This is a genomic window from Mycobacterium europaeum (assembly GCF_034555895.2).
Classification (GTDB): Bacteria; Actinomycetota; Actinomycetes; order Mycobacteriales; family Mycobacteriaceae; genus Mycobacterium; species Mycobacterium europaeum.
The window spans coordinates 4,026,981-4,052,136 of record NZ_CP157315.1 but is presented as its reverse complement, the minus strand read 5'-3'; the positions used below and the strand labels follow the sequence as shown (position 1 = coordinate 4,052,136).

29 protein-coding genes are annotated in these 25,156 nt (G+C 69.4%); 20 read left to right on the top strand and 9 right to left on the bottom strand.

Annotation, left to right across the window (positions count from 1 at the left end):
• Window positions 1–2: 2 nt before the first annotated feature.
• The 4 genes from U8D42_RS18680 (at window position 3) to U8D42_RS18665 (ending at window position 2,765) form a co-directional block, all read left to right on the top strand.
• On the top strand, window positions 3–257 hold the full coding sequence (locus U8D42_RS18680; protein ID WP_085240837.1) for a cell division/environmental response transcriptional regulator: 255 nt from the start codon (window positions 3–5) through the stop codon (window positions 255–257).
• A 159-nt stretch (window positions 258–416) separates the two neighbouring features.
• Window positions 417–518 carry a 30S ribosomal protein bS22 gene (locus tag U8D42_RS18675; protein WP_003402602.1) on the top strand — a complete coding sequence of 34 codons (102 nt, stop codon included), beginning with the start codon at window positions 417–419 and terminating at the stop codon, window positions 516–518.
• A gap of 52 nt (window positions 519–570) precedes the next feature.
• A complete protein-coding gene (locus tag U8D42_RS18670) occupies window positions 571–1,698 on the top strand; it encodes an SDR family oxidoreductase (RefSeq protein ID WP_085240838.1) in 1,128 nt (375 codons plus the stop codon).
• Window positions 1,680–2,765, top strand: coding sequence for a lysophospholipid acyltransferase family protein (locus U8D42_RS18665; protein ID WP_208859336.1), 1,086 nt, complete (start codon window positions 1,680–1,682; stop codon window positions 2,763–2,765). The genes U8D42_RS18670 and U8D42_RS18665 overlap by 19 nt, the downstream gene beginning before the upstream one ends.
• Window positions 2,766–2,846: 81 nt before the next feature.
• Here the strand turns inward: U8D42_RS18665 and U8D42_RS18660 are convergent, their stop codons facing one another.
• The 5 genes from U8D42_RS18660 to U8D42_RS18640 all read right to left on the bottom strand — a co-directional run bounded on the left by U8D42_RS18660 (window position 2,847) and on the right by U8D42_RS18640 (window position 5,993).
• Entirely contained in the window at window positions 2,847–3,773 is a 927-nt protein-coding gene (locus U8D42_RS18660) for a cyclopropane mycolic acid synthase family methyltransferase (RefSeq protein WP_322858647.1), read from the bottom strand.
• Window positions 3,774–3,783: 10 nt separating this feature from the next.
• Window positions 3,784–4,293, bottom strand: coding sequence for an FAS1-like dehydratase domain-containing protein (locus U8D42_RS18655; RefSeq protein WP_085240841.1), 510 nt, complete (start codon window positions 4,291–4,293; stop codon window positions 3,784–3,786).
• A gap of 45 nt (window positions 4,294–4,338) precedes the next feature.
• A complete protein-coding gene (locus U8D42_RS18650) occupies window positions 4,339–5,250 on the bottom strand; it encodes an HAD family hydrolase (protein ID WP_090420274.1) in 912 nt (303 codons plus the stop codon).
• A gap of 151 nt (window positions 5,251–5,401) precedes the next feature.
• Window positions 5,402–5,692 (bottom strand): WXG100 family type VII secretion target, encoded by a 291-nt coding sequence (locus tag U8D42_RS18645; RefSeq protein ID WP_322858648.1) that lies wholly within the window; start codon window positions 5,690–5,692, stop codon window positions 5,402–5,404.
• Window positions 5,685–5,993 (bottom strand): WXG100 family type VII secretion target, encoded by a 309-nt coding sequence (locus U8D42_RS18640; protein WP_322858649.1) that lies wholly within the window; start codon window positions 5,991–5,993, stop codon window positions 5,685–5,687. The genes U8D42_RS18645 and U8D42_RS18640 overlap by 8 nt, the downstream gene beginning before the upstream one ends.
• Window positions 5,994–6,052: 59 nt before the next feature.
• On the opposite strand from U8D42_RS18640, the gene U8D42_RS18635 reads away from it, so the two are divergent.
• The 7 genes from U8D42_RS18635 to U8D42_RS18605 all read left to right on the top strand — a co-directional run bounded on the left by U8D42_RS18635 (window position 6,053) and on the right by U8D42_RS18605 (window position 12,354).
• Window positions 6,053–6,322, top strand: a complete 270-nt coding sequence (locus U8D42_RS18635; protein ID WP_085240847.1) for a glutaredoxin family protein — start codon at window positions 6,053–6,055, stop codon at window positions 6,320–6,322.
• 102 nt (window positions 6,323–6,424) lie between these two features.
• Window positions 6,425–7,804: a glutamyl-tRNA reductase gene (locus tag U8D42_RS18630; RefSeq protein WP_322858650.1), complete on the top strand. Its 1,380-nt coding sequence runs from the start codon at window positions 6,425–6,427 to the stop codon at window positions 7,802–7,804.
• A gap of 14 nt (window positions 7,805–7,818) precedes the next feature.
• Window positions 7,819–8,763, top strand: a complete 945-nt coding sequence (gene hemC / locus U8D42_RS18625) for a hydroxymethylbilane synthase (RefSeq protein ID WP_085240849.1) — start codon at window positions 7,819–7,821, stop codon at window positions 8,761–8,763.
• A gap of 23 nt (window positions 8,764–8,786) precedes the next feature.
• Entirely contained in the window at window positions 8,787–10,448 is a 1,662-nt protein-coding gene (locus U8D42_RS18620) for a uroporphyrinogen-III synthase (RefSeq protein ID WP_085240850.1), read from the top strand.
• Window positions 10,449–10,542: 94 nt separating this feature from the next.
• Window positions 10,543–11,532, top strand: a complete 990-nt coding sequence (gene hemB / locus U8D42_RS18615; protein WP_322858651.1) for a porphobilinogen synthase — start codon at window positions 10,543–10,545, stop codon at window positions 11,530–11,532.
• A 49-nt stretch (window positions 11,533–11,581) separates the two neighbouring features.
• Window positions 11,582–12,094, top strand: coding sequence for a DUF3093 domain-containing protein (locus tag U8D42_RS18610; protein ID WP_085240941.1), 513 nt, complete (start codon window positions 11,582–11,584; stop codon window positions 12,092–12,094).
• Window positions 12,091–12,354 (top strand): hypothetical protein, encoded by a 264-nt coding sequence (locus U8D42_RS18605; protein ID WP_322858652.1) that lies wholly within the window; start codon window positions 12,091–12,093, stop codon window positions 12,352–12,354. Before U8D42_RS18610 ends, U8D42_RS18605 begins: the two co-directional genes overlap by 4 nt.
• Here U8D42_RS18605 and U8D42_RS18600 read toward each other — a convergent pair.
• Window positions 12,341–12,757 (bottom strand): STAS domain-containing protein, encoded by a 417-nt coding sequence (locus tag U8D42_RS18600; RefSeq protein WP_322858653.1) that lies wholly within the window; start codon window positions 12,755–12,757, stop codon window positions 12,341–12,343. The genes U8D42_RS18605 and U8D42_RS18600 overlap by 14 nt on opposite strands.
• 324 nt (window positions 12,758–13,081) lie before the next feature.
• Between U8D42_RS18600 and U8D42_RS18595 the strand changes: the two genes are divergently transcribed.
• Entirely contained in the window at window positions 13,082–14,317 is a 1,236-nt protein-coding gene (locus U8D42_RS18595; RefSeq protein ID WP_322858654.1) for an acyltransferase family protein, read from the top strand.
• Window positions 14,318–14,408: 91 nt separating this feature from the next.
• The gene (locus U8D42_RS18590) at window positions 14,409–15,095 is read left to right on the top strand and encodes an Rv0518 family GDSL lipase (RefSeq protein WP_085240945.1); all 687 of its coding nucleotides are present in this window, start codon (window positions 14,409–14,411) and stop codon (window positions 15,093–15,095) included.
• 201 nt (window positions 15,096–15,296) lie between these two features.
• Here U8D42_RS18590 and U8D42_RS18585 read toward each other — a convergent pair whose 3' ends face one another.
• Both U8D42_RS18585 and U8D42_RS18580 read right to left on the bottom strand, forming a co-directional pair.
• On the bottom strand, window positions 15,297–17,444 hold the full coding sequence (locus U8D42_RS18585; protein WP_322858655.1) for an acyltransferase family protein: 2,148 nt from the start codon (window positions 17,442–17,444) through the stop codon (window positions 15,297–15,299).
• A 9-nt stretch (window positions 17,445–17,453) separates the two neighbouring features.
• Window positions 17,454–18,320: an alpha/beta hydrolase gene (locus tag U8D42_RS18580; RefSeq protein WP_276327150.1), complete on the bottom strand. Its 867-nt coding sequence runs from the start codon at window positions 18,318–18,320 to the stop codon at window positions 17,454–17,456.
• 359 nt (window positions 18,321–18,679) lie between these two features.
• Between U8D42_RS18580 and U8D42_RS18575 the strand changes: the two genes are divergently transcribed.
• A complete protein-coding gene (locus U8D42_RS18575; RefSeq protein ID WP_322858656.1) occupies window positions 18,680–19,420 on the top strand; it encodes a class I SAM-dependent methyltransferase in 741 nt (246 codons plus the stop codon).
• A 21-nt stretch (window positions 19,421–19,441) separates the two neighbouring features.
• Complete coding sequence (locus tag U8D42_RS18570) at window positions 19,442–20,800, top strand: amino acid permease (RefSeq protein WP_322858657.1); 1,359 nt, start codon at window positions 19,442–19,444, stop codon at window positions 20,798–20,800.
• A 107-nt stretch (window positions 20,801–20,907) separates the two neighbouring features.
• Here the strand turns inward: U8D42_RS18570 and U8D42_RS18565 are convergent, their stop codons facing one another.
• Entirely contained in the window at window positions 20,908–21,303 is a 396-nt protein-coding gene (locus U8D42_RS18565) for a nitroreductase family deazaflavin-dependent oxidoreductase (RefSeq protein ID WP_322858658.1), read from the bottom strand.
• Between the two features lie 73 nt (window positions 21,304–21,376).
• Here U8D42_RS18565 and U8D42_RS18560 point away from each other — a divergent pair, with 73 nt between their 5' ends.
• From U8D42_RS18560 to U8D42_RS18540, 5 genes are read left to right on the top strand one after another with little or no spacing between them, the layout of a single operon-like run.
• A complete protein-coding gene (locus U8D42_RS18560; protein WP_322858659.1) occupies window positions 21,377–21,721 on the top strand; it encodes a hypothetical protein in 345 nt (114 codons plus the stop codon).
• 51 nt (window positions 21,722–21,772) lie between these two features.
• Window positions 21,773–23,107: a glutamate-1-semialdehyde 2,1-aminomutase gene (gene hemL, locus U8D42_RS18555; protein WP_322858660.1), complete on the top strand. Its 1,335-nt coding sequence runs from the start codon at window positions 21,773–21,775 to the stop codon at window positions 23,105–23,107.
• Complete coding sequence (locus tag U8D42_RS18550; RefSeq protein ID WP_322858661.1) at window positions 23,107–23,715, top strand: histidine phosphatase family protein; 609 nt, start codon at window positions 23,107–23,109, stop codon at window positions 23,713–23,715. The genes hemL and U8D42_RS18550 overlap by 1 nt, the downstream gene beginning before the upstream one ends.
• 2 nt (window positions 23,716–23,717) lie before the next feature.
• A complete protein-coding gene (locus tag U8D42_RS18545; protein ID WP_322858662.1) occupies window positions 23,718–24,305 on the top strand; it encodes a TlpA disulfide reductase family protein in 588 nt (195 codons plus the stop codon).
• A complete protein-coding gene (locus U8D42_RS18540) occupies window positions 24,302–25,081 on the top strand; it encodes a cytochrome c biogenesis CcdA family protein (RefSeq protein ID WP_322858663.1) in 780 nt (259 codons plus the stop codon). The genes U8D42_RS18545 and U8D42_RS18540 overlap by 4 nt, the downstream gene beginning before the upstream one ends.
• Window positions 25,082–25,156 lie beyond the last annotated feature (75 nt).

Here is a 25,156-nt window from a genome sequence, read left to right as displayed (position 1 = left end):
CGATGACGTCTACGAACGGGCCATCGGCGCGAGATTCTGCTGGTAAGCGGGACACCGGTCCCGGCGACGGCCAGCAGGGCAGGACGCAGTTCTTGACCGTCGCCGAGGTGGCGGCGTTGATGCGGGTCTCGAAGATGACGGTGTACCGGTTGGTGCACAACGGCGAGCTGCCCGCGGTCCGGGTCGGGCGCTCGTTCCGGGTGCACGCCAAGGCGGTGCACGACATGCTCGAGACCTCTTACTTCGACGCGGGCTGATCTGGAACTGGCCGTGCGCTGAGTGCGCGTCCAACCGGCCAGCCGTGCGCTTCGCGGTTACGCGGCGGTCGCCCCCACCGGTTTGGTGTTCGGTGCGTCCCGCCGGGTAAAGTGTCCCGGTCAATCCTCAAGCAGGTCACGGGTCAGATAGCGGAGTTCATGGGTTCAGTAATCAAGAAGCGGCGCAAGCGCATGTCGAAGAAGAAGCACCGCAAGTTGTTGCGCCGCACCCGGGTGCAGCGCAGAAAACTCGGTAAGTAGGGCCCAGCCGCGGCGTAGTGCTGCGGTCTCTCCCGGTCGATAGGCTGTTTGGGTGGATCAGTCGAGTGGGGAAGGCGCCGGAACCGGCGACACCGCGAGCAACACGGTGCATTACCCCAAGGTTGTGCTGGTTACCGGTGCGTGCCGGTTCCTGGGTGGCTACCTGACCGCGCGGCTCGTGCAGAACCCGATGATCACAGGGGTCATCGCGGTGGACGCGATCGCGCCCAGCAAGGACATGTTGCGCCGGATGGGCCGCGCCGAGTTCGTTCGTGCCGACATCCGCAATCCCTTCATAGCCAAGGTGATTCGCAACGGCGACGTCGACACGGTGGTGCATGCGGCGGCAGCGTCGTACGCGCCGCGGTCCGGGGGCACCGCGGCGCTCAAGGAAATCAACGTGATGGGCGCGATGCAGCTGTTCGCGGCCTGCCAGAAGGCGCCCTCGGTGCGCCGCGTCGTGCTGAAGTCGACGTCTGAGGTGTACGGGTCCAGCGCGCACGATCCGGTGATGTTCACCGAGGACAGCACCAGCCGCCGTCCGCTGCGCGGGGGTTTCGCCAAGGACAGCCTCGACATCGAGACCTACGCGCGCGGTCTGGGGCGGCGCAGGCCCGATATCGCCGTGACGATCCTGCGGCTGGCGAACATGATCGGGCCGGCGATGGATACCACGCTCTCGCGGTATCTGGCCGGGCCGTTGGTGCCCACGATGTTCGGCCGCGACGCGCGACTGCAGTTGCTGCACGAGCAGGATGCGCTGGGTGCACTGGAGCGCGCGGCGATGGCCGGCAAGGCCGGCACCTTCAACATCGGGGCCGACGGGATCATCATGTTGTCGCAGGCGATTCGTCGCGCCGGCCGGATTCCATTGCCGGTGCCAGGGTTTGGCGTCTGGGCGCTGGATTCGCTGAGGCGGGCCAATCGCTACAACGAGATCAGCCGCGATCAGTTTGCCTACCTGAGTTACGGCCGGGTCATGGACACCACGCGGATGCGCTCGGAGCTCGGCTACCAGCCGAAATGGACGACGGCCGAGGCCTTCGACGACTACGTTCGCGGCCGCGGCATGACTCCCATTATCGACCCGCATCGGGTACGCTCCCTGGAGGGTCGCGCCATCTCTTTAGCTCAGCGCTGGGGTAGCCGAAATCCAGTTACGTGGGGTGGGGTCAGGTAGGTATCGTGGCGGGTGAGAACAGAGCGAATGTTATTCCACTGCACACGAATCGGGGGCGGGTAGCGGCACGTCGGAGAGCCGACCAGCGCGCGGAGTCATCTCGCCAGCATCCGTCCTCGCTCTCGGATCCCCACGGCCGGGGGTCCGCCGAACAAATCGCCGCCGTCGTCCGCGAGATCGATGAGCACCGTCGCGCCGCCGCGGGGTCGTCGGAGGTGCCGCTCAACGAACTGGCTCAACGCGTCGCCGCGGTAGCCGGGTTCCTGCGCCAGCGGATCACCGGCGACTACGCAGTCGACGAGTTCGGCTTCGATCCGCACTTCAACAGCGCCATCGTCCGGCCCCTGCTCCGGTTCTTCTTCCGGTCCTGGTTCCGGGTGGAGGTCAGCGGTGTGGAGAACCTGCCCGGCGACGGGCCCGCGTTGGTGGTCGCCAATCACGCCGGGGTGCTGCCCTTCGACGGGCTGATGCTGTCGGTGGCGGTGCACGATGAGCATCCCGCCCACCGCGACCTGCGGTTGCTGGCCGCCGACATGGTGTTCGACCTGCCCGTCGTGGGCGAAGCCGCCCGCAAGGCGGGCCACACGATGGCCTGCACGGCGGACGCGCACCGGCTGCTCGCCGCCGGCGAGCTGACCGCCGTGTTCCCGGAGGGCTACAAGGGTTTGGGCAAGCGCTTCGAGGACCGCTACCGGCTGCAGCGATTCGGCCGCGGCGGCTTCGTGACGGCGGCGCTGCGCACGAAGGCGCCCATCATCCCGTGCTCGATCATCGGTTCGGAAGAGATCTACCCGATGCTCACCGACGTGAAGCTGCTGGCCCGCCTGTTCGGCCTGCCCTACTTCCCGATCACGCCGCTCTTCCCGCTGGCCGGTCCCGCGGGTCTGGTGCCGTTGCCGTCGAAGTGGCGCATCGCCTTCGGTGAGCCGATATACACCAACGACTACGCCGCTTCCGACGCGGAGGACCCGATGGTCACCTTCGAGCTGACCGACCAGGTCCGCGAGACCATCCAGCAGACGCTGTACCGGTTGCTCGCGGGCCGTCGCAACATCTTCTTCGGCTGAAGCTCGCGTCGCTTTTCCTGATCGTTCGTTGACGCGAAAACGCCCCGGAGCCAACGGCTTCCGGGGCGTTTCTCGGGTGACTTACTTGACCAGCGTGAACTGGCAGACGTTGGTGTAGCCGTCCCGGAACAGGTCCGAGCAGCCCCGCAGGTACTTCAGGTAGATGTCGTAGGTCTCCTGCCCCTTGAGGGCGATCGCCTCGTCCTTGTGCGCCTCGAGCGCATCCCCCCAGGCGGTCAACGTCGGAACGTAGTTCTTGCCGATGAAGTGGTGGCGCTCGATCTTGAAACCCGCGTCGGTCGCGTACTTGTCGACCAGGTCGACCTGGGGCAACTTTCCGCCCGGGTAGATCTCTTTCAAGATGAAGCTGATGAACCGCAGCAGGGTCATGTTCACCTGCAAACCCATCGCCTTGCCCTCTTCGGCGGAGGGCACCACGATCGAGTGCAGCAGCATGCGGCCGTCGTCGGGCAGCAAGTCGTAGTACTTCTTGAAGAAGGTGGCGTACCGCTCGTACCCGGCGTCGCCCGCACCGTCGGCGAAGTGCTCGAATGCGCCCAGCGACACGATGCGGTCGATCGGTTCGTCGGGGAATTCCTCCCAGCCCTGGATCCGCACCTCTTTGCGGCGGGGGCTGTCCATCTTGTCGAACTCGGCCACACAGTGGGCGTACTGGTTCTCGCTGAGCGTCAGCCCGATGACGTTGACGTCGTATTCCGCGACGGCGTGCCGCATGGTCGAGCCCCACCCGGAGCCGATGTCGAGCAGGGTCATGCCGGGCTCGAGGTTGAGCTTGTCCAGCGCGAGCTTGCGCTTGGCGTACTGCGCCTCTTCCAGCGTCTTGGTGAGGTTGTTGGGATCCGGATTCTCGTCGAAATAGCCGCAGCTGTAGGTCATCGACGGGTCGAGCCAGAGCTTGAAGAACTCGTTCGACTTGTCGTAATGGGATCGGACCGCCTCGACCGGCGGCTTCAGCTGCGTGCTACCCATTTCCCCCTGTGAAGTCATTGATTGGACCCTACTTTCCTGCAGATATCGATGCAATCGCGGCCACTGTTGCCTCAGTGTCAGCTTCGGTTGACGCTTCCCCCAGCATCGTGACGACGCTGGTGATAAGCGGGTTCCCATCGACATCGGTCACTTCGCTGCGGATCTCAGCGAGCACGGTGCCATGGGATTGGATCACCGAGTCGAGATAGGTGTCGAAGTACAGCTTATCGCCGGCGACGATCGGCCGGTGAAATTTAAATTTCTGGTCGCGGTGGATCACCCGCGCGATGTTGATCGGGATGCTGAACTTGGTGAAGATCTCCAACTGCACGCGCCGTCCGGCGATGGCGAGGAACGTCAGCGGAGCCACCAGCGAGTCGTACCCGGCGGCCGCGGCGGCCTCCTCGCTGAAGTGCGTCGGATGGTCGTCCTTGATGGCGAGCGCGAACTCCCGGATTTTTTCGCGCCCGACAAGGAAGTGGTCCGGTGCGCGGTAGTGGCTGCCGATGAGTCCTTCGGCTTCTTTGGGGGTCGTCATGCCGCTGTTGCTCTCCGCTCGAATAGGTCTCAGCGGCGCAGCCTATCAGCGGGATTGCCGCCGGGATGCCACCGCGGCCAGTGCCCCGCCGGCCGCCCCCAGCGCCAGCGCCGACGGCACACCGATCCTGGCGGCCTTGCGGGCGGTGCGGAAGTCGCGGATCTCCCAGCCGCGTTGGCGGGCCAGGGTGCGCAGCCGGGCGTCGGGATTGATGGCGACGGCGGTGCCCACCAGCGACAGCATGGGCACGTCGTTGAAGCTGTCGGAGTAAGCGGTGCAGCGTTTGAGTTTGAGGCCCTCCCGGATCGCCAGCGAACGCACCGCATGCGCCTTTCCCGTGCCGTGCAGGATGTCGCCGACGAGCCGCCCGGTGAACACGCCGTCGACCGACTCGGCGACGGTGCCCAGGGCGCCGGTCAGGCCGAGCCGCCGCGCGATGGTGGCCGCGAGTTCGTAAGGCGTGGCGGTGATTAACCACACCTGCTGGCCCGCGTCGAGGTGCATCTGCGTCAGTTCCCGGGTGCCCGGCCAGATCTTGTCGGCGATGATCTCGTCGTAGATCTCCTCGCCCAGGGCCACCAGCTGGTCGACCGATCGGCCCTCGATGAAGGCGAGCGCTTTGCGTCGGCCGGCCGCGACGTCGTTGCTGTTCTCCTTGCCGAGGATCTGGAACTTGGCCTGGGCGTAGATGAAGCCGATCACGTCGCGGTAGGTGAAGTAGTTGCGGGCCGCGAGGCCGCGGCCGAAATGCACCGCCGAGGAGCCCTGCACCAGAGTGTTGTCGACGTCGAAGAAGGCGGCCGCGGTCAGGTCGATCGGCGGCTGGGGGCGGTCCTCGTCGACCCCGGCCTGTTCGGCCTGCAGGCCTTCCAGCGCGCGGGCGGCGCTGGCGTCGGCGGCCAGCGACTCCAAGTCAACGCGACCGACGTCTCCGTTGCCCGGGTCAGAGGAAGTCATCGCCAAACCTCCTAGATCGCTGTGTTGCCTGGCGACCCGGTGGGTCCCGGTGTCCAACCCTATCCGGCGGGGGCGGGGAGTGGTTCATGCCGAGTGTGACGTTAGCTTCACGTTCGGCGCCGAGGGTGAAGCTAAGTTCACGCTCGCACGGTCACGACCACATCCCGAGATTCGTCGACATGGCCCCGGTGTAGTTGCCGTGCGCTGTCGTGGCCGCCTTCTCGAGTTGCGCCAGCGCCTCGCGCATCATCGCCTCGCCGCGCACCCAGTGCTGGTGCGCCTCGGCGTGGGCGGCCGCGGCCTGACCCGTCCACGTGGTGTGCAACCGCTTTACGCGAGAATCGATCTCGGTGATCATGTCCTCGGCATAGCGTTGGAACGCCGCCATTCGCTGCACCGCGTCGGCCAGCGCCTGGGGGTCCACCCGAAATGCGTCAGCCACCGCGCACCGCCCGTTCCGCCTGGGCGGACCCGGCCTCGTTGCTCTGATAGCCCTCGCCCGCCTGACCCACCAGATGCGCCAACAGCGACAAGCCCTGTTGCACCTCGCGAGCGCCCCGATGCCACAGCTCCCACGCCGAGCCGTACGCGGTCCCCGCCGCGCCCTGCCAACTGCCCAGCAACTGACCCACCTGATCGTCGAGCTGCGCCAGCTCAGCCGAAAGATGCTCGGCGGCGCCGCCGATGGAAACCGCGTGGCCCTGCATCACCACCGGGTCAACCCGCACCGTCTCGTCGGCCATAACCGGAACATAACGCCTGGTAGATGCCCCCACAAGTCACCGATGCCACACTGGTGCCCATGACCGAAGCGACCGGCCGCCCGCACGTGGAGCTCTTGACCCGCGACGGCTGCACCATCTGCGAGCGCGTACATGCCCGGCTGGCCGAATTGGCGGCTGAGCTGGGCTTCGACCTGTCGATGACCGATGTCGACGCCGCCGCGTCGGCGGGCAACCCGGCGCTGCGGGCCGAGTTCGGCGACCGGCTGCCCGTGGTCCTGCTCGACGGCCGCGAGCACAGCTACTGGGATATCGACGAGGCGCGGCTGCGGGCGGATCTCGCTCGATGAGGCCGGCCGGGCGATTATTTGGTAGCCCACCAGATAAACGATTACCTTGGAAACCAGTTCAATTACTGGAGAAAGCAAGGGAGCTGGCCAGGTGATGCTGCCGTGAGCGTCTTGCTTTTCGGGGTTTCGCACCGCAGTGCGCCGGTCTCCGTCCTGGAACAACTGACCATCGACGAGACCGATCAGGGCAAGATCGTCGACCGGGTGTTGCAGTCGCCGCTGGTGACCGAGGCGATGGTGCTCTCGACGTGCAACCGGGTCGAGGTGTACGCGGTGGTGGATGCGTTCCACGGCGGCCTGGCGGCGATCGGGCAGGTGCTGTCGGAGCACTCCGGAATGTCCATGGGGGACCTGACCAAGTACGCGTACGTCCGCTACAGCGAGGCCGCCGTCGAGCACTTGTTCGCGGTGGCCAGCGGCCTGGACTCGGCGGTGGTCGGTGAGCAGCAGGTGCTCGGCCAGGTGCGCCGCGCGTATGCCACCGCGGAAACCAATCGCACCGTCGGCCGGGTGCTGCATGAACTGGCCCAGCGCGCGCTGTCGGTGGGCAAGCGGGTGCATTCGGAGACCGCCATCGACGCGGCGGGCGCCTCGGTGGTGTCGGTCGCCTTGAACATGGCCGAACGCCGGCTGGACGGCCTGGAGGGCAAGACGGCCGCGCTGGTCGGCGCGGGCGCGATGGGCGCCCTGGCGGCGGCCCACCTGACCCGGGCCGGCATCGGCCAGGTGCACGTGCTGAATCGGTCGCTGTCGCGCGCCCAGCGGTTGGCCCGCAAGCTCCGCGAATCGGGCGTGCGGGCCGACGCGATGCCGCTCGACCGCTTGGCCGACGCGGTCGCGGACGCCGACGTCATGGTCAGCTGCACGGGCGCGGTGAGCCCGGTGGTCACGCTGGCCGACGTGCACCACGCGCTGGCCGCCGCCCGCCGTGACGAGTCGACCCGCCCCCTGGTGATCTGCGACCTGGGCATGCCGCGCGACGTGGACCCGGCGGTCGCCGGTCTGCCCGGTGTGTGGGTCGTCGACGTGGACCGCGTCCAGCACGAGCCGTCGGCGCACGCCGCGGCCTCCGACGTGCACGCCGCCCGCCACATCGTGGCGGCCGAGGTCGCCGCCTACCTGGCGGGGCAGCGGATGGCCGAGGTCACCCCGACGGTCACCGCGTTGCGCCAGCGCGCCGCCGACGTGGTGGAGGCGGAGCTGCTGCGCCTGGACAACCGGTTGCCCGGCCTGGAGAGTGCCCACCGTGAGGAGGTGGCGCGCACCGTGCGACGGGTCGTGGACAAGCTGCTGCATGCGCCCACCGTGCGGATCAAACAACTCGCCAGCGCACCCGGCGGGGACAGCTACGCCGAGGCGCTGCGTGAACTCTTCGAACTCGACCAGACCGCCATCGACTCCGTAGCCGCCGTCGCTGCCGGCGAATTGCCCGTCATCTCAACGGGATTCGACGCCGGAACGCACGAAGCGTCCGCCGAGTAGCCCGATTGGCGAACGTGATCCGGATAGGCACCCGGGGCAGTCTGCTGGCCACCACCCAGGCCGGCGTCGTCAGGGACGCCTTGATCGCCAACGGTCATCCCGCGGAATTGGTGATCATCACCACCGCGGGCGACCGCTCGTCGGCGCCCATCGAGACCCTGGGTGTCGGCGTCTTCACCACCGCACTGCGCGAGGCGATGAGCGACGGCCGGGTGGACGCCGCCGTGCACTCGCACAAGGATCTGCCCACGGCGGACGACCCCCGGTTCACCATCGCGGCGATACCCGCCCGCAACGATCCCCGCGACGTGGTGGTGGCCCGTGACGGGCTGGTGCTCGGAGAGTTGCCGCCGGGTTCGCTGGTGGGGACGTCGTCCCCGCGGCGGGCCGCGCAGCTTAGAGCATTGGGTCTCGGTTTGGAAATCCGCCCCCTACGAGGCAACCTAGATACCAGGTTGAACAGGGTAAGCAGTGGTGATCTTGACGCGATCGTGGTGGCCAGGGCCGGACTGGCCCGGCTCGGTCGCCTCGACGATGTCACCGAGACGCTAGAGCCGGTGCAGATGTTGCCAGCACCGGCTCAGGGCGCGCTCGCCGTCGAATGCCGCGCCGGTGATGAATTGGCGGCAGTGCTGGCGGAGCTGGACGACGCCGACACGCGCGCGTCGGTCACAGCGGAGCGAGCCCTGCTGGCCGAACTGGAGGCGGGTTGCTCCGCACCGGTGGGCGCGATCGCCGAGGTGGTCGAGTCCATCGATGAGGAGGGCCGCGTCTTCAACGAGCTGTCGCTGCGCGGTTGTGTGGCGGCGCTGGACGGGTCCGACGTGATCCGCGCGTCCGGCATCGGCGCCGCCGATCGGGCGAGGGAGCTGGGGGTTTCGGTCGCCGCAGAGTTGTTCGAACTCGGCGCCCGAGAACTCATGGCGGAGGCGCGGCAGGACCCGGCACGAGGAAATTAATTGCGAGTGACGTGGGAGCGACAATGACGACGCGAGGGCGTAAGCCGAGACCCGGCCGCATCACATACGTGGGCTCCGGCCCCGGCGATCCCGGGCTGCTGACCACCCGGGCCGCGACCGTACTGGCGAACGCCGCCCTGGTGTTCACCGACCCCGACGTGCCGGAGGCGGTGCTGGCGCTGATCGGCAAGGATCTGCCACCGGTTTCGGGCCCGGCGGCCCCCGCCGACGCCGCTGCCGGCAACGGCGACGCCACCCCGGGTGGCGCCGAGCAACCCGCGGTGATATCGGCCGGCCCCGATGTCCGCCCCGCGCTGGGCGAGCCGGCCGAGGTGGCCAAGACGCTGACCGCCGAGGCCCGTGCCGGCGCCGACGTGGTCCGCCTGGTGGCGGGTGACCCGCTGACGGTCGACGCGGTCATCACCGAGGTGAACGCCGTCGCGCGAAGCCACCTGCACCTCGAGATCGTGCCCGGCCTGGCGCCCACGGGCGCCGTGCCCACGTATGCGGGGCTGCCGCTGGGCTCGTCGCACACGGTCGCCGACGTGCGCGACCCCCATGTGGATTGGGACGCTTTGGCCGCCGCGCCCGGTCCGCTGATCCTGCAGGCCACCACGTCGCACCTGGCCGACGCCGCGCGGGCCCTGATCGAGCACCAGCTGGCCGAGACCACCCCGTGCGTGGTGACCGCGCACGGCACCACGTGCCAGCAGCGTTCGATCGAAACCACCCTGGGCGGGTTGACCGACTCGGCCGTGCTGGGCGGTACCGACCCGGCCGGCCCGCTGACCGGACCGCTGGTGGTGACCATCGGCAAGACGGTGGCCAGCCGGGCGAAGCTGAACTGGTGGGAGAGCCGCGCACTCTACGGCTGGACCGTGTTGGTGCCCCGGACCAAGGATCAGGCCGGCGAGATGAGCGAGCGGCTGACGGCCTACGGTGCGCTGCCGATCGAGGTGCCGACCATCGCGGTCGAGCCGCCGCGCAGCCCCGCGCAGATGGAGCGGGCCGTCAAGGGCCTGGTCGACGGCCGCTTCCAGTGGGTGGTGTTCACCTCCACCAACGCGGTGCGCGCGGTGTGGGAGAAGTTCGGCGAGTTCGGTCTGGACGCCCGCGCGTTCTCGGGCGTGAAGATCGCCTGTGTCGGCGAGTCCACGGCCGACCGGGTCCGGGCGTTCGGGATCAGCCCCGAGCTGGTGCCGGCCGGCGAGCAGTCGTCGCTGGGTCTGCTGGACGACTTCCCGCCGTATGACAGCATTTTCGACCCGGTGAACCGGGTGCTGCTGCCGCGTGCCGACATCGCCACCGAGACGCTGGCCGAGGGGCTGCGCGAACGCGGCTGGGAGATCGAGGATGTCACCGCCTACCGGACGGTGCGGGCCGCCCCGCCGCCGGCGGAGACCCGGGAGATGATCAAGACGGGCGGGTTCGACGCCGTGTGCTTCACCTCCAGCTCCACGGTGCGCAACCTGGTCGGCATCGCCGGCAAGCCGCACGCGCGGACCATCATCGCCTGCATCGGTCCCAAGACCGCCGAGACCGCCGCCGAGTTCGGTCTGCGGGTGGACGTGCAGCCCGAAACGGCCGCCGTCGGTCCGCTGGTCGACGCGCTGGCCGAACACGCCGCGCGGTTGCGCGCCGAGGGCGCGCTGCCGCCGCCGCGTAAGAAGAGCCGCAGGCGCTAGTGGCTGTGGCCGCCGAACCGGCGAAGGCGCGGGTTTGTACACCGGCACGCCGTCGGGGCCGGCAATCTGTGCACGCTCGCGGCGGCGCGTCGCGATGAGCGTCGGCGGCTACCCGCGGCAGCGCCCGCGCCGGCTTCGCTCCACCCCCGCGTTGCGCCGTTTGGTGGCGCAAACATCCTTGGAGCCAAGGCATTTGGTGCTACCGATGTTCGTCGCCGACGGTATCGACGAACCGCGCCCGATCGCGTCGATGCCCGGCGTCGTGCAGCACACCCGCGATTCGCTGCGCAGCGCGGCGGCCGATGCCGTCGCCGCCGGGGTGGGCGGGCTGATGCTGTTCGGTGTGCCGCGTGAGGAGGACAAGGATCCGACGGGGGCGGCCGGCACCGACCCCGACGGCATCCTCAACCTCGCCCTGCGGGACCTGGCCAAGGACCTCGGCGGCGCGACGGTGTTGATGGCCGACACCTGTCTCGACGAGTTCACCGACCACGGCCACTGTGGCGTCCTGGACGCCAGGGGCCGGGTGGATAACGACGCGACGCTGGCTCGGTACGTCAAACTGGCTGTGGCGCAGGCTGAATCGGGCGCGCACGTGGTCGGGCCGAGCGGAATGATGGACGGGCAGGTGGCAGCGATCCGCGATGGCCTGGACGCCGCGGGCTACACCGACGTGGTGATCCTGGCGTACGCCGCGAAGTTCGCCTCGGCGTTCTACGGCCCGTTCCGCGAGGCCGTCAGCTGCAGCCTGTCCGGCGATCGGCGCACGTATCAGCAGGAGGCGGGCAACTTCCGCGAGGCGCTCCGCGAGATCCGGCTCGACCTCGACGAGGGCGCGGACATGGTCATGGTCAAACCCGCGATGAGTTACCTCGACGTGGTGGCCGCCGCGGCGGAGCTCTCACCGGTGCCGGTGGCCGCCTACCAGGTGTCGGGGGAGTACGCCATGATTTGCGCCGCGGCCGCGAACAATTGGATCGACGAGCGTCAGGCGGCGCTGGAGTCGTTGACCAGCATCCGCCGCGCCGGAGCCGATATCGTGCTGACCTATTGGGCCGCGGACGCGGCCGGTTGGCTTTCGTGAGATGGGGCTTGCTGTGAATTCCGAGTCGACAGCCACCGAACCGAAGCCGCTGTTCTACGAGTCGGGTGCCAGCTGGTGGTGGGTGGGCTGGGGCCCGGTGGCCGCGGGCGCGATGATCCTGATCGAAGTCTGGAGTGGCGCCCCCGTGTCCTTCCTCATCCCGGTGATCTTCCTGGTCCTGGTGTCGGGGTTCGTCGGGTTGCAGGTCAAGGCGGCACGGATCCACGTCTCGGTCGAGCTCACCGACGACGCCCTGCGTCAGGGCACGGAGACGATCCTGGTGCGCGAAATCCTGCGGGTGTTTCCCGAACCCGAGAACCACGAAGCGTCCGGCAAGGAGCTGGCCCGATGGCAGTCGGCGCGGGCGCTCGGCGAACTGGTCGGGGTGCCCCGCGGGCGGATCGGCATCGGCCTCAAACTCACCGGCGACCGCTACGCGCAGGCCTGGGCGCGCCGGCACCGCGCCCTGCGCGCGGCGCTGACCCCGCTGGTCCAGGAGCGGGTCGAACCCGCCGATGTCACCGACTCCGATCGTGACGACGACGCCGGAGCCGCGCCGTGAGCGCCCGGTACGGGAGTCCCAGGGCCCTGGTGGAACTCGGCCTGGCCTGCGCGGCGCTGATCGGCGCGGGGGTGAGCTGGTCGCGTTCCCAGCACACGGTGGCGGTGGCGCCCATCGCCGACGGGCAGCCGTTCACCACGTCAGTCGTGTTCGACCCTCAGCTGCTGTTGCTGACCCTGCTGCTGCTGACGAGCGCGGGGGTGCTGGCGGTGATCGGCACCGCCAGGCGGCGCCGTGAGCGCCGCGCTAAGAGGTCCTGACCAGCGACAGCGCCAGCCGGCGCCGCCTCGCTATGGCGTCGGCCAGGTCGTGCAGCGCCTCGTGCACCGAGCAGCTGGCGCCGTCACCCAATGACTCGGCCACCGCCGGGCTCGCGACCAACGTCCACTGCACCCCTTCGGCGCGGCACCCCTCGTCGAAGGATTGCAGGAGCGCAATGCCCGCCTCAGCAAATTGGTTCACGCCGGCCATGTCGAGCACCACACGGTCCGCGCCGACGATGAAATGCCGAATGTGGTCGCCGACTTGGTCCGCATTGAGGGCGTCGATTTCACCCCGAACGGTCACCACCGTCGCCAACTGACGGCGGTGCGCCCGGACCCAGGCTCCGCCGCAGCGAAAGACGCCGTCTTGCTCCCGCGTCAGCACATCGGCGATCGTCATGGGCACCCCTCATTCTCCGTGCCGCTCGCTGTGCCTTCTGACGCTAAACCCCAAGCTTAAGGAGGCTGGAAGCCGCAACTAACGGTTTGGTAAGAAGCCATTCTCGCCCCGGTTTTCGCGGAGTTCGAGCAAAGGCCGGCGCGTGCGGATTCCCGCCGAAAGATCGCATGCCACACCACAACCGTCCGCGCGCCGGGGCGATTGCGCTGCTAGGCTGCCAGGGCTGCCGGTTGTGAGGCGGGGGGCTTACAGGAATCGCGTGGTCGCCCGGTCAGCCGAGCTTCAAGGCGAACGGAACAGCAGAGTCCAGGCGGAAAGAGCATCGTGCGCGGCGCAGAGATCAGGGGAGAGATCAAGGCCCTGACGGGACTGCGCATCGTCGCGGCGCTTTGGGTGGTGCTGTTTCACTTCCGGCCCATGCTGGGCGACGTGGGGCCCGATTTCCGCGACGCCCTCGCGCCGGTGCTCAACTGCGGAGCCCAGGGCGTCGACCTGTTCTTCATCCTCAGCGGGTTCGTGCTGACGTGGAACTACCTCGACCGGATGGGCCGGTCGTGGTCCACACGCGCGACCCTGCACTTCCTGTGGCTGCGGCTGGCCCGGGTGTGGCCGGTGTACCTGGTCACCCTGCACCTCGCCGCCCTGTGGGTGATCTTCACCCTGCACGTCGGTCACGTGCCGTCGCCCGACGCCGGCCAGCTCACCGCGATCAGCTACGTCCGCCAGATCCTGCTGGTGCAACTGTGGTTCGTGCCGTTCTTCGACGACTCGAGTTGGGACGGGCCGGCCTGGTCGATCAGCGCCGAATGGCTGGCCTACCTCCTCTTCGGCCTCTTGGTGCTGGTGATTCTGCGGATGAAGCAGGCGACGCGGGCGCGGAGCCTGATGGTGCTGGCGTTCGCCGCGGCGTTGCCTCCGGTGATCATGTTGCTGGCCAGTGGTCACTTCTACACACCGTGGAGCTGGCTGCCGCGCATCGTCACGCAGTTCACCGCGGGCGCGCTGGCCTGCGCCGCGGTGCGCAGGCTGCGGCTGACCGATCGCGGCCGCCGCGTCGCCGGGTACCTGTCGCTGCTTCTGCTGGGCGCCATGGTGGGCGTCCTGTATTGGTTTGACGCGCACCCCATCTCCGGTGTCGTGGAGAACGACAGCGGCGGGGTGGTCGACATCCTGTTCATTCCGTTGGTGATCACGCTGGCGATCGGCGTCGGCAGCCTGCCCAGGGCGCTCTCAACCAGGTTGATGGTGTATGGCGGGCAAATCTCGTTCTGCCTGTACATGGTTCACGAACTGGTGCACACCGCGTGGGGCTGGTCCGTGGAGCAGTTCGAGCTCCGACCGCAGGACAATCCCTGGAAATGGAACGTCATTGGCCTGCTGGCGATCGCCGTGCTGATTTCCGTCGCGATGTATCACTTCGTCGAAGAGCCTGCCCGCCGTTGGATGCGCAAGATGGTCGACGTCAAAGCCGTCACGGCCACAAGCGAACCCGACTCGCCGAGCGGCAAGGTTCACCCGATCGACCGCTCGCTGGGAGCGGTGTCGGCTCGCGCGGTGTGACGGTTGTCTTAGCGCCCGGCCGCGGATGGCCGGCGGATAATTGATGAAAAAGCGGTGGCGCGTGACGATGCCGTTGACGGGGGAGGTAGTGGTGAGTCGTCTGGCCACCTTTGTCATCGGCCTGACCTTCCTGGTGGGAATCGGCATCGCATACCCCGCTCAGGTGCGCACATACGACACCTTGACCCTCGATTTCCGGCTGAACCACCTGGCCGTCGTCGGCGACTCCTACACCACCGGCACCGGCGAGGGTGGCCTGGGCCCGAGGTCGTGGCCCGCCCGCGCCTGGGACCTGCTCGCCGCGCGGGGCGAACGGATCTCGGCCGACGTCTCCGCCGAAGGCAGGGCGGGCTATGGCATGCCGGGCGATCACGGCAGCGTGTTCGAGGACCTGACCGCCCGGGCCGTCCAGGGCGACGATGTGCTGGTGGTGTTCTTCGGCTCCCGCAACGACGAGCCCATCGACGCGAATGTGATCGGGCAAAAGGCCCGCAGCACATTCGATTTGGCTCGCCGCCTGGCGCCGTCCGCGCGGTTCCTGGTGATCGGGCCGCCGTGGCCGACGGCCGATGTGCCGCTGCCCATCCTGCAGATCCGCGACGCGCTCGGCGCGGCGGCCGCCGAAGCGGGGGCGACGTGGGTCGACCCGATCGCCGAGCGCTGGTTCGTCGGCAGGCCCGACCTGATCGGGGCGGACGGCGTGCACCCGAACGATGCCGGGCATCAATACATGGCGGACAAGATCGCGCCGCTCATCAGGACGCAGCTGTCGACCTGAGCGCGCCGTGCCGGGCGGTTCAGTCCTCGGCGTGCCGCTCGTAGTCCCATCGCTCCAGGCGCGCCTGCAAGTTCAGCAAGCCGAACCCCGCGACCGGGGCGGCGGCCGCGATGCAGACCAGCAGCAGCGGAGTCATCCCCTCAACCTCCCAAAACCCTTCGCTGATATGACGTTCGTCGACCACCAGAGGTTCATTGCCGCTCACCCACCCGCCAGGGCGCGGTCCGCCAGGGCGCCCATCACCGGCGCCAGCAACTGCGCGTACTCGGTCGTCACGTGGTTGTCATCGCGGAACACCAAGGTGTTGCCCACAATCGCCGGGCAGCGGTCGGGAGTGCAGAACAGGTCGGTGAGATCGGCGTACTGGCCGCCGCCGGCCATGGTTGCCGCCCGCTCGGCGGCGATGCCGTCGTCATCGACCGCGGCGGACCGCGCCGGCGCGCAGGCGCCGGCGTCGTCGAGGTGGGCGGAGAGGCAGGCGGGCACCGAGGATCGGGGATCCGACGCGGGACCCAGGACCAGCACCGCCGCGCCGGTGCCGCGCAGCGCCGCGACGGTGCGGCCCAGGGTGTCGATCCACGCCGGGTCGTAGGAGGTGAAGCTGAAGTCCGCGCCGTAGCGCCGGCTCATGTCCACGATGACCAGCCGCGGGTGTTCGGCGGCCACGCGGGCCATGATCTGGGCGCGCCACTGTTCGCACTCGGTGTACTCGCGGCCCAGGTAGGGGCTGACGATGTGCAGATCCTGCATCGGGCAGGTCACCTTGGCCAGGGTCTCCAGCCGCCAGTGCCGTTGCCCGGCGGCCTGTGCGAACGCCGGGTCCCACATGGCGGCGTGCGAGTCGCCGATCAAGGCGACGGTCGTCGGCGAGGCGAGATCGCCGGTCGCGCAGTCGTTTTGCCCGACCTCGCGCCAGGACCGCACGCAGCCGTTGACGAAGACGGCGGACTTGTCGGCGGGCGCCTTGGCCAGCGGCGGATCCAGGTTGACCGGAACGGCTTTCAGGTTCGCCGATGCGGCGACGGCCGCGCGCACCTGCGCGACGGCCTGCCGCACCGCCGCCTCTTGCGCGCTGACGGTCGCGACGGCGCTGGGCGGCGCCGCGACGATGTTGGCCCGTGGGGCGGCGGCCCCGTGACCCGCCGGCACCGGCACCACGTTCAACAGCAGCATGCAGGCGCAGGCCGCGACCGCGCTGGCGGCGCCGGCGACGGCCAGGCTGGCCCTCGCCGACTGGCGCAGGGCGGCGGCGAACCGGCCGGGGTTCTCGACCAGGTGCAGGGTGATGATGGCCAGCCCGGCCGAGACGGCCGTCGCCGTCAGCCGGGCGGGCAGGCCGGCGGGCTGGCCGAGCAGCGCCGGCATCAGCAGCAGCACCGGCCAGTGCCACAGGTACCAGGAATAGGAGATCCGCCCGATCGCGCGCATCTCAGGCCGGCACAGCAGCCGACCGGCCCCGAGGCCGCGGGTCGCGCTGCCGGCGCCGATGACCAGCGCGGTACCCAGCACGGGCAGCAGCGCCGCCGTGCCGGGGTAGGGGGTGCGGGCGTCGAGTTGGGTGCAAGTCACCACGATCAGGGCCAGCCCGCCCCACCCGGCGATCGACCCGGTCAGCAGCGACAGGTGCCGCCAGTGCCGGATCGACAGGGCCAGCAGGCCACCGGCGGCCAGTTCCCAGGCACGGGTCGGCAGCGAGAAGAACGCCCAGGGCGGCGACGTCCGGGTCCACAGCACGGCCGCCGCCAGTGACGCCGCCCCGACCACGCCCAGGGTCACCGCATACGGGGTGGCGCCGCGCAGGGCCGGGGCGCGCCGGGCCAGCCAGGCGGTGCCGATGAGCAGCACCGGCCACACCAGATAGAACTGCTCCTCGACGCCGAGTGACCAGTAGTGCTGAAACGGCGAGGCCAGGTGCGGGGCCAGGTAGTCGGTGCCCTGGGTGGCGAATCGGTAGTTGCCGACATAGAGGGCGCTGGCGATGCCGTCGAGGAACACGCTTCGCGCCTGCAGTGGCGGCAGCACCACGGCCGCACCGATCGCGGTGACCACGCCGACGACCGCGGCGGCCGGCAGCAGACGCCGGGCGCGCGCGCCGTAAAAGCGGCCCAGCGCAACGGTATTCGTCGTGGTCACCTCGCGGAACAGCAGCCCGGTGATGAGGAAACCGGAGATGACGAAGAACACGTCCACGCCGATGTAGCCCCCGGTGACCCCGGGGATGCCCGCGTGATACAGCACGACCGCGATGACGGCGACCGCCCGCAGCCCCTCGATGTCGGGTCGAAATCCGGTCCGCTGCACCGCCCGCTGTTGGGGGCGGGTGGGGAGTTGGCCGGGCCGGACGGTCATCGCTCTCCGCTAGGTCGCCAACCAGGCGAGTTCGCCGGGCAACTGTGCCCGCCAGTAGCCGATGTCGTGGCCGCCCATCGAGAAACCGCCCGCCGGCGGCGTTTTCAGTTGGTTCACGAATTGCCGGGTGGCGAAATAGAACCGGTCGAAGGTGCCGCAGTCCACGCGCAGCGGAATCTGCGACAACGCCGGCACGCCCAGCACGGTGTTCTTCGCCCAGTCGTCTTCGCTGTCGAAGGCCTTGGGGGCGCTGTCGGCGAAGGAGGTGTACAGCGCCGGGCTGATGGCGCAGATCCCCGCGGTCCGCGCCGGTCCCAGCTTGGCGCCCAGGTGCAGCGCCCCGTACCCGCCCATCGACCACCCCAGGAAGCCCACCCGGGACGTGTCGAAGCCCATCGACGAAAGCATCGGCAACAGCTCGTCGAGCACCATGGCGCCGGCGTCGGTGCCGTCGGCCCGCTTGTGCCAATAGGAATCGCTGCCGCCGTCGACGCCCACCACCGCGAACGGGGGCTTGCCCTCCTTGACCAGCTGGGCCAGGCCCCTCTCGACCCCGCAGTCGAGCATCATGGTGGCGTCGCCGTCCTTGCCGTGCAGGGCGATCACGGGGCGCAACGTCCCGGTTTGGCCGGGCGGCAACGCGATCACATAGTTGGTCTTCACGCCCCCGCGGGCGGCGGAGACGAACGAGCCCGTGAGCCTCGTGGGCAGGTTGCTGCTCGCCGCCGACGGCTCGAACGGGGCAGGAGCTTGCGGCAACGTCGCGGCGAGCGGCCTGGCCGGATCGAGCAGCGCGCTGAGGGCGAACACGCCAACGGCTCCCAGGCCGGTGCCGGCTCCCATCCGCAGCACCGCCCGGCGTGTCAGGTCAGGCATGATCGCAATAATGCCGCGCTGACCGGGCATTCCCGCCCGAGCCACGCCGAAATGGAAGCATTGTGTGATCTCGCGTGATCTGTCGGTTTCCGTCCGGTTACCTGCGGTGCACCTTCTCACCGCTTCGCGGCGGGTGCGGCGGCCGGGTTGCGTCGACCTCATCCCTTGTATGACAACCAAATACGGCCGCAGCACACGGTTCGGCGCGCTGCGGCGCCGCTTCCCGTCGGCGTCCGCCATACCGTTGTGCCGCCTTGGCGTGGTTGCCACGGCGCCGATCCGCGGGCAAACCCCCGTCTTTGAGTTGACTTCGCACTATTGTCGTTCCCGTCGGGGAGCCGCGAGGAAGCGAGAGGGCAATGACTGACGCGAACGTCGCCGGTTTCGAGCCGCTGTACGACGAGGCGGCACATCCGGGCGGGCGGATCCCCTGGGACATCGGCGGCCCGCAGCCGGCGGTGCAGCAGTTGGTGGCCTACGGCGGGGTCCGCGGCGAGGTGCTCGATCCGGGGACGGGGCCCGGCTACCATGCCATTCACTTTGCCGCGCATGGGTATTCGGCGACCGGAATCGACGATTCGCCGTCGGCCATCGAGCTCGCCAAGCGCAACGCCGAGCGGGCCGGGGTTCAGGTCGATTTCCAGGTGGCCGACGCCACCAGGCTGGAAGGCTTCGAGGGCCGGTTCGACACGGTGGTGGACAGCGCCTTCTATCACGTCTTCCTCAATGACGAGGCCGTCCAGACGCGGTACGCGGAGGCGCTGCACCGGGCCACCAAGCCGGGGGCCCGGCTGTACATGTTCGAGTTCAGCCCCCACAACGTCAACGGGCTGCAGTGGACCGCCATACCGGCCGACAACTTCGAGCGGGTGTTCGCCGGCAACGGGTGGCGCATCGACTACCTCGGCAGCACGACTTACCAGGCCCGCTTCCTCAAAGAGACGTTCGACACCATGAAGACGTTCGCGTCCGAGCAGCAGGGTGAGATCCTGCAGCGGATGCGGCCACTGGTGCACCGGCTGGGCGTCATCGATCCGCTGCTGGAAGACCACCGGGTGCACCTGCCGGTGTGGTCCGTCGTGGCCACCCGCCTGGACTGAGCGCGGCGGCACCGACGGAGCATGGCCGGCACTGGACAACTGCGCCACGGCCTGTCGCAGCGCCAGCTCAGCATGATCGCGCTCGGCGGCGTCATCGGCGCCGGCCTGTTCGTCGGCTCCGGTGTGGTGATCAAGGACACCGGCCCCGCGGCGTTCCTGACGTACGCGCTGTGCGGGCTGCTGATCGTGCTGGTGATGCGCATGCTGGGCGAGATGGCGGCCGCGGACCCGTCGACCGGATCGTTCGCCGATTACGCGGCCAAGGCCCTGGGCGGCTGGGCGGGGTTTTCGGCCGCCTGGCTGTACTGGTACTTCTGGGTGATCGTCGTCGGCTTCGAGGCGGTCGCGGGCGGGAAGGTCCTCAACTACTGGTTCCACGCGCCGCTGTGGCTGCTGTCGTTGTGCCTGATGGTGTTGATGACGCTGACCAACCTGTTCTCGGTGTCGTCGTTCGGCGAATTCGAGTTCTGGTTCGCCGGAATCAAAGTCGCGACGATCGTGCTCTTTCTCGTCGGGGGGACGGCGTTCGTCCTGGGTGTGGTGCCGGGCCATGCCGGCGGGCTGACCAACCTCACCTCGCACGGTGGGTTCTTCCCCAAGGGCCTCGGGGCCGTCTTCGCCGCCATCGTGGTGGTGATCTTCTCGATGGTCGGCGCCGAGATCGTCACCGTGGCCGCGGCCGAAAGCCGGGATCCGGAACTGGCGGTCCGGAAGGCGACCAGATCGGTGGTGGCGCGGATCGGGGTCTTCTTCGTCGGTTCGGTGTTCCTGCTCGTGGTGATATTGCCCTGGGACTCAGTGCAAGTCGGCGCCTCGCCGTATGTGGCCGCGCTCAGCCACCTGGGGCTGCGCGGGGCCGATCAGGTGATGAACGCCGTGGTGCTCACCGCGGTGCTGTCCTGCCTGAACTCGGGGCTCTACACGGCGTCGCGCATGCTGTTCGTGCTCGCCGAGCGGGGCGAGGCCCCGGCGCGTTTGGTCAGGCTGAGCGGGCGTGGCGTTCCGCACATCGCCATCCTGTGCTCCTCGGCGGTGGGGTTCGGCTGCGTCGTCCTGGCCCGCGTCGCGCCCAACACGGTGTTCCTCTTCCTGCTCAACTCGTCGGGCGCCGTCATCCTGTTCGTCTACTGGCTGATCGCGTTGTCGCAGATCGTCTTGCGCCGCCGCACCCCGGCCGAAAAGCTGCGCGTGAAGATGTGGTTCTTCCCGGTGTTGTCGATCCTCACCCTCGCCGGGATCACCGCCGTGCTGGTAGAGATGGCGTTCGACCGCTCGGCGCGCAGCCAGTTGTGGCTCAGCCTGCTGTCCTGGGCGGTGGTGGCCGGGTTGTACTTCGCCGGCCGGGTCCGGGGCCGGATCCCCGCCGCTCCCGGGGATTGAGGGACTGCGCGTGCGCAGCGTGATAGCGCAGGCGCTATCGCTTTTCGCGACCGCATGTCGGCCACGTGCTGGTGCTGAGGTGACGGGTGTGACACCCGCGTCGCGGCTCAGTCGGCCGTGGTGAGCAGCACCGCGTCGTCGAACGGCAACCTCGCGAAAACCCCCCGTGCCCGCGGATTGACGTGCTGGGCCGCCTCGGCCTTGCTGACCACCCGCGGGTCGGTGATGCCGAAGTCCTTGCCGTTGCGGCGCATCCGCCCGCCTCCCGCGGCGGTCAGATTCTTCAGCCAGTCCCGGTCCGGCCCGTAGGTCAGCATGATCGCCACGCCGGGCTTGCCGTCGACGTCGGCGCTGAACACCGTCACCGGGGTGCGGTAGAGCGTGCCCGAGCGGCGACCGACGTGCTCCACGATCCCGTACGGCGGCAGCCAGCCGGCCCACAGCCGCTGAACCGGGTTGGTGACGTGACGGTTGAACCGGGCGAGCGTTTGTGGCATCTGCATACCGCCATCCAACTCGTCTGCGCCGCCTGGTATCAACCGAACTTTTCGCGACGAACGGGTCTACTGTCTTAACATGGGCGACTCGGCGGGTAACGAGGCGGCGCAGCGCGCTGACGAGTTGCTGCGCCGGGCTCGAGACCTCGCCGCGCGCAAACCGATCACCCCTCAAGACGTCGAGCGCGCGACCCACCGCGCCGAGCACGCGCACGAGCGCGACGAAGACGCCCACCGCCGCGAGCGGGACCGCCACTATGAGGCCGCCACCGCGCACGAGCGGGCCGCCGAAATCCACGAACTCGCCGTCGCCGAGGGCCTGGGGGACGTCGACGCGCACCGGCGCGCGGCCGAACGAGAACGCGAGGCCGCCCGCCGGAATTTTCAGTCCGCGCAGGAAGCCGGGCGGCAAGGCGAAGCCTGACTGCTACACCCTGTAGTTGAACCGGCCGCGGAGGCTGGGACACTGGTAGTCATGGGTAGCAGTGACCAGGCCACCGCGACGACGGCGGCGTCGGCCAGGCTGTTCGAGGACGCCTGCGCCGTCATCCCCGGCGGGGTGAACTCGCCGGTGCGGGCGTTCACCGCGGTGGGCGGAACCCCGCGCTTCATCACCGAGGCGCACGGGTGCTGGCTCACCGACGCCGACGGCAACCGATACGTCGACCTCGTCTGCTCCTGGGGGCCGATGATCCTGGGGCACGCCCACCCGGCCGTCGTCGAGGCGGTCGCCCGGGCGGCGTCGCACGGGCTGTCGTTCGGAGCGCCCACGCCGGGGGAGAGTCAGCTGGCCGCCGAGATCATCGCGCGGATGCCGCCGGTCGAACGGCTACGGCTGGTCAACTCCGGCACCGAGGCCACGATGAGCGCGATCCGGCTGGCCCGCGGGTTCACCGGCAGGCCCAAGATCGTCAAGTTCTCCGGCTGCTACCACGGCCACGTCGACGCGCTGCTCGCCGACGCGGGTTCGGGGGTCGCGACCCTCGGCCTGCCGTCCTCGCCCGGGGTCACCGGTGCGGCGGCCGCCGACACGATCGTCTTGCCGTACAACGACATCGACGCCGTGCGCCAGACGTTCGCCGAGTTCGGCGACCAGATCGCCGCGGTGATCACCGAAGCCAGCCCCGGCAACATGGGCGTCGTCCCGCCCGCGGCCGGCTACAACGCCGGGCTGCGCGCGATCACCGCCGAGCACGGCGCGCTGCTGATCGTCGACGAGGTGATGACCGGTTTCCGGGTCAGCCGAAGCGGTTGGTACGGAATCGATCCCGTCGCCGCCGACCTGTTCACCTTCGGCAAGGTGATGAGCGGCGGGCTGCCCGCGGCCGCGTTCGGCGGGCGCGCCGAGGTGATGGAGCGGCTGGCGCCGCTGGGGCCGGTGTATCAGGCCGGCACGTTGTCCGGCAACCCGGTGGCGGTGGCCGCCGGGCTGGCGACACTGCGTGCCGCCGACGCCGCGGTCTACGCCGCCCTGGACGCCAACGCCGACCGGCTGGCCGCCCTGCTGACCGAGGCGTTGACGAACGCCGGTGTGCCGCATCAACTTTCGCGGGCAGGCAACATGCTCAGCGTGTTCTTCTCCGACACGCCGGTGACCGACTTCGCATCCGCGCGGGCCAGCCAGACGTGGCGCTACCCGCCGTTCTTCCACGCCCTGCTCGACGCGGGCGTCTACCCACCGTGCAGCGCCTTCGAGGCCTGGTTCGTCTCGGCGGCGCTGGACGACGCGGCGTTCGAGCGGATCGCCGACGCAGTGCCCTTTGCCGCCCGCCGGGCGGCCGAAGCGGCGGCCGGAGAGGACAAGCCCTGATGGCCGAGCAGACCCGGGTTCACGTCGTGCGCCACGGCGAGGTGTACAACCCCGGCGGCATCCTCTACGGCCGGCTGCCCGGATTCCACCTGTCCGACCGGGGCCGCGAGCAGGCTGCCGCGGTCGCCGACGCCCTGTCCGGCCGGGATATCGTCGCGGTGGTCGCCTCCCCGCTGCAGCGGGCGCAGGAGACCGCCGCACCCATCGCCGCCAGGCACGACGTCGCCGTGGACACCGACCCCGATCTGATCGAATCGGCGAACTTCTTCGAGGGCCGCCGCGTCAGCCCGGGCGACGGCGCCTGGCGCGACCCACGGTTCTGGTGGCACCTGCGCAACCCGTTCACCCCGTCGTGGGGGGAGCCGTACGCCGAGATCGCCGCGCGGATGGGCATGGCGGTGGACAAGGCCCGCGCCCGCGGCGCCGGCAGTGAGGTGGTGTGCGTCAGCCATCAGCTGCCGGTGTGGACGCTGCGGCTGCACCTGACCGGCAGGCGGCTGTGGCATGACCCGCGGCGCCGCGAGTGCGGGCTGTGCTCGATCACCACCCTGGTCTACGAGGGCGACCGGCTCGTCGACGTCGAATACGCCGAACCGGCGGCACCCTAATCATGCGGCGACTGGCGATGGCCGGGGTCGTGTTGACGGCCCTGCTCACCGGCTGCTCGTCCGGTCGCGACGCGGTGGCCCAGGGCGGCACCTTCGAATTCGTCTCTCCGGGCGGGAAGACCGACATCTACTACAACCCGCCGTCGGGCCGCGGCCACCCCGGCCCGCTGTCCGGCCCCGACCTGGCGGACCCTGCGCACACGCTGTCACTGGACGACCCGATCTTCGCCGGCCGGGTCGTCGTCATCAACATCTGGGGGCAGTGGTGCGGCCCGTGCCGGGCCGAGGTCAGCCAGCTGCAGCAGGTGTACGACGCCACCCGCGACGCCGGGGTGTCCTTCCTCGGCATCGACGTGCGCGACAGCAACCGGCAGGCGGCGCTGGACTTCGTCAACGACCGCCGCGTCACCTTCCCCTCCATCTACGACCCGGCGATGCGCACCCTGATCGCGTTCGGCGGCAAGTACCCCACCACCGTCATCCCGTCCACGCTCGTGCTCGACCGTCAGCACCGGGTCGCGGCCGTGTTCCTGCGCGAGTTGCTGGCCGCCGACCTGCAGCCCGTGGTGCAGAAGGTGGCCCAGGAATGACCGGGTTCACCCAGATCGCCGCCGCCGGGCCGCTCCTGATGGCCCTGGGCGTGTGCCTGCTGGCGGGGTTGGTGTCGTTCGCCTCGCCCTGCGTGGTGCCGCTGGTGCCGGGCTACCTGTCCTACCTGGCCGCGGTGGTCGGCGTGGACGAGCAGCCGCCCCCGGGCGCCGTCAAGGCCCCGCCGTCGGCGCGGTGGCGGGTGGCGGGCTCGGCGGGGCTCTTCGTCGCCGGCTTCACCACGGTGTTCGTGCTGGGCACCGTCGCCGTGCTCGGCATGACGACCACGCTGATCACCAACCAGCTGCTGCTGCAGCGGGTCGGGGGCGTGCTGACGATCGTCATGGGCCTGGTCTTCGTCGGCCTGATCCCGGCCCTGCAACGCCAGGCCCGGTTCAGCCCGCGGCAGCTGACGACGGTCGCCGGGGCGCCATTGCTAGGCGCGGTGTTTGCGCTGGGCTGGACGCCCTGCCTGGGGCCGACGCTGGCCGGCGTGATCACCCTGGCCTCGGCCACCGACGGCGCGAGCGTGGCCCGGGGAATCGTGCTGGTGATCGCCTATTGCCTGGGCCTGGGCATCCCGTTCGTCCTGCTGGCCTTCGGCTCGGCGGGCGCCGTGGGGGCGCTGGGCTGGCTGCGGCGTCACACCCGGGCCATCCAGATCTTCGGCGGCGCGCTGCTCATCACGGTCGGTGCCCTGCTGGTGACCGGGGTGTGGAACGACTTCGTCTCCTGGCTGCGCGACGCCTTCGTGTCCGACGTGAGGCTGCCGATTTGAGCGCCCCCGTAGAACCGCGAGCAGACGCAAAATCGCACGAAAAGGCCCGTCCCAGTGCGATTTTGCGTCTGCTCG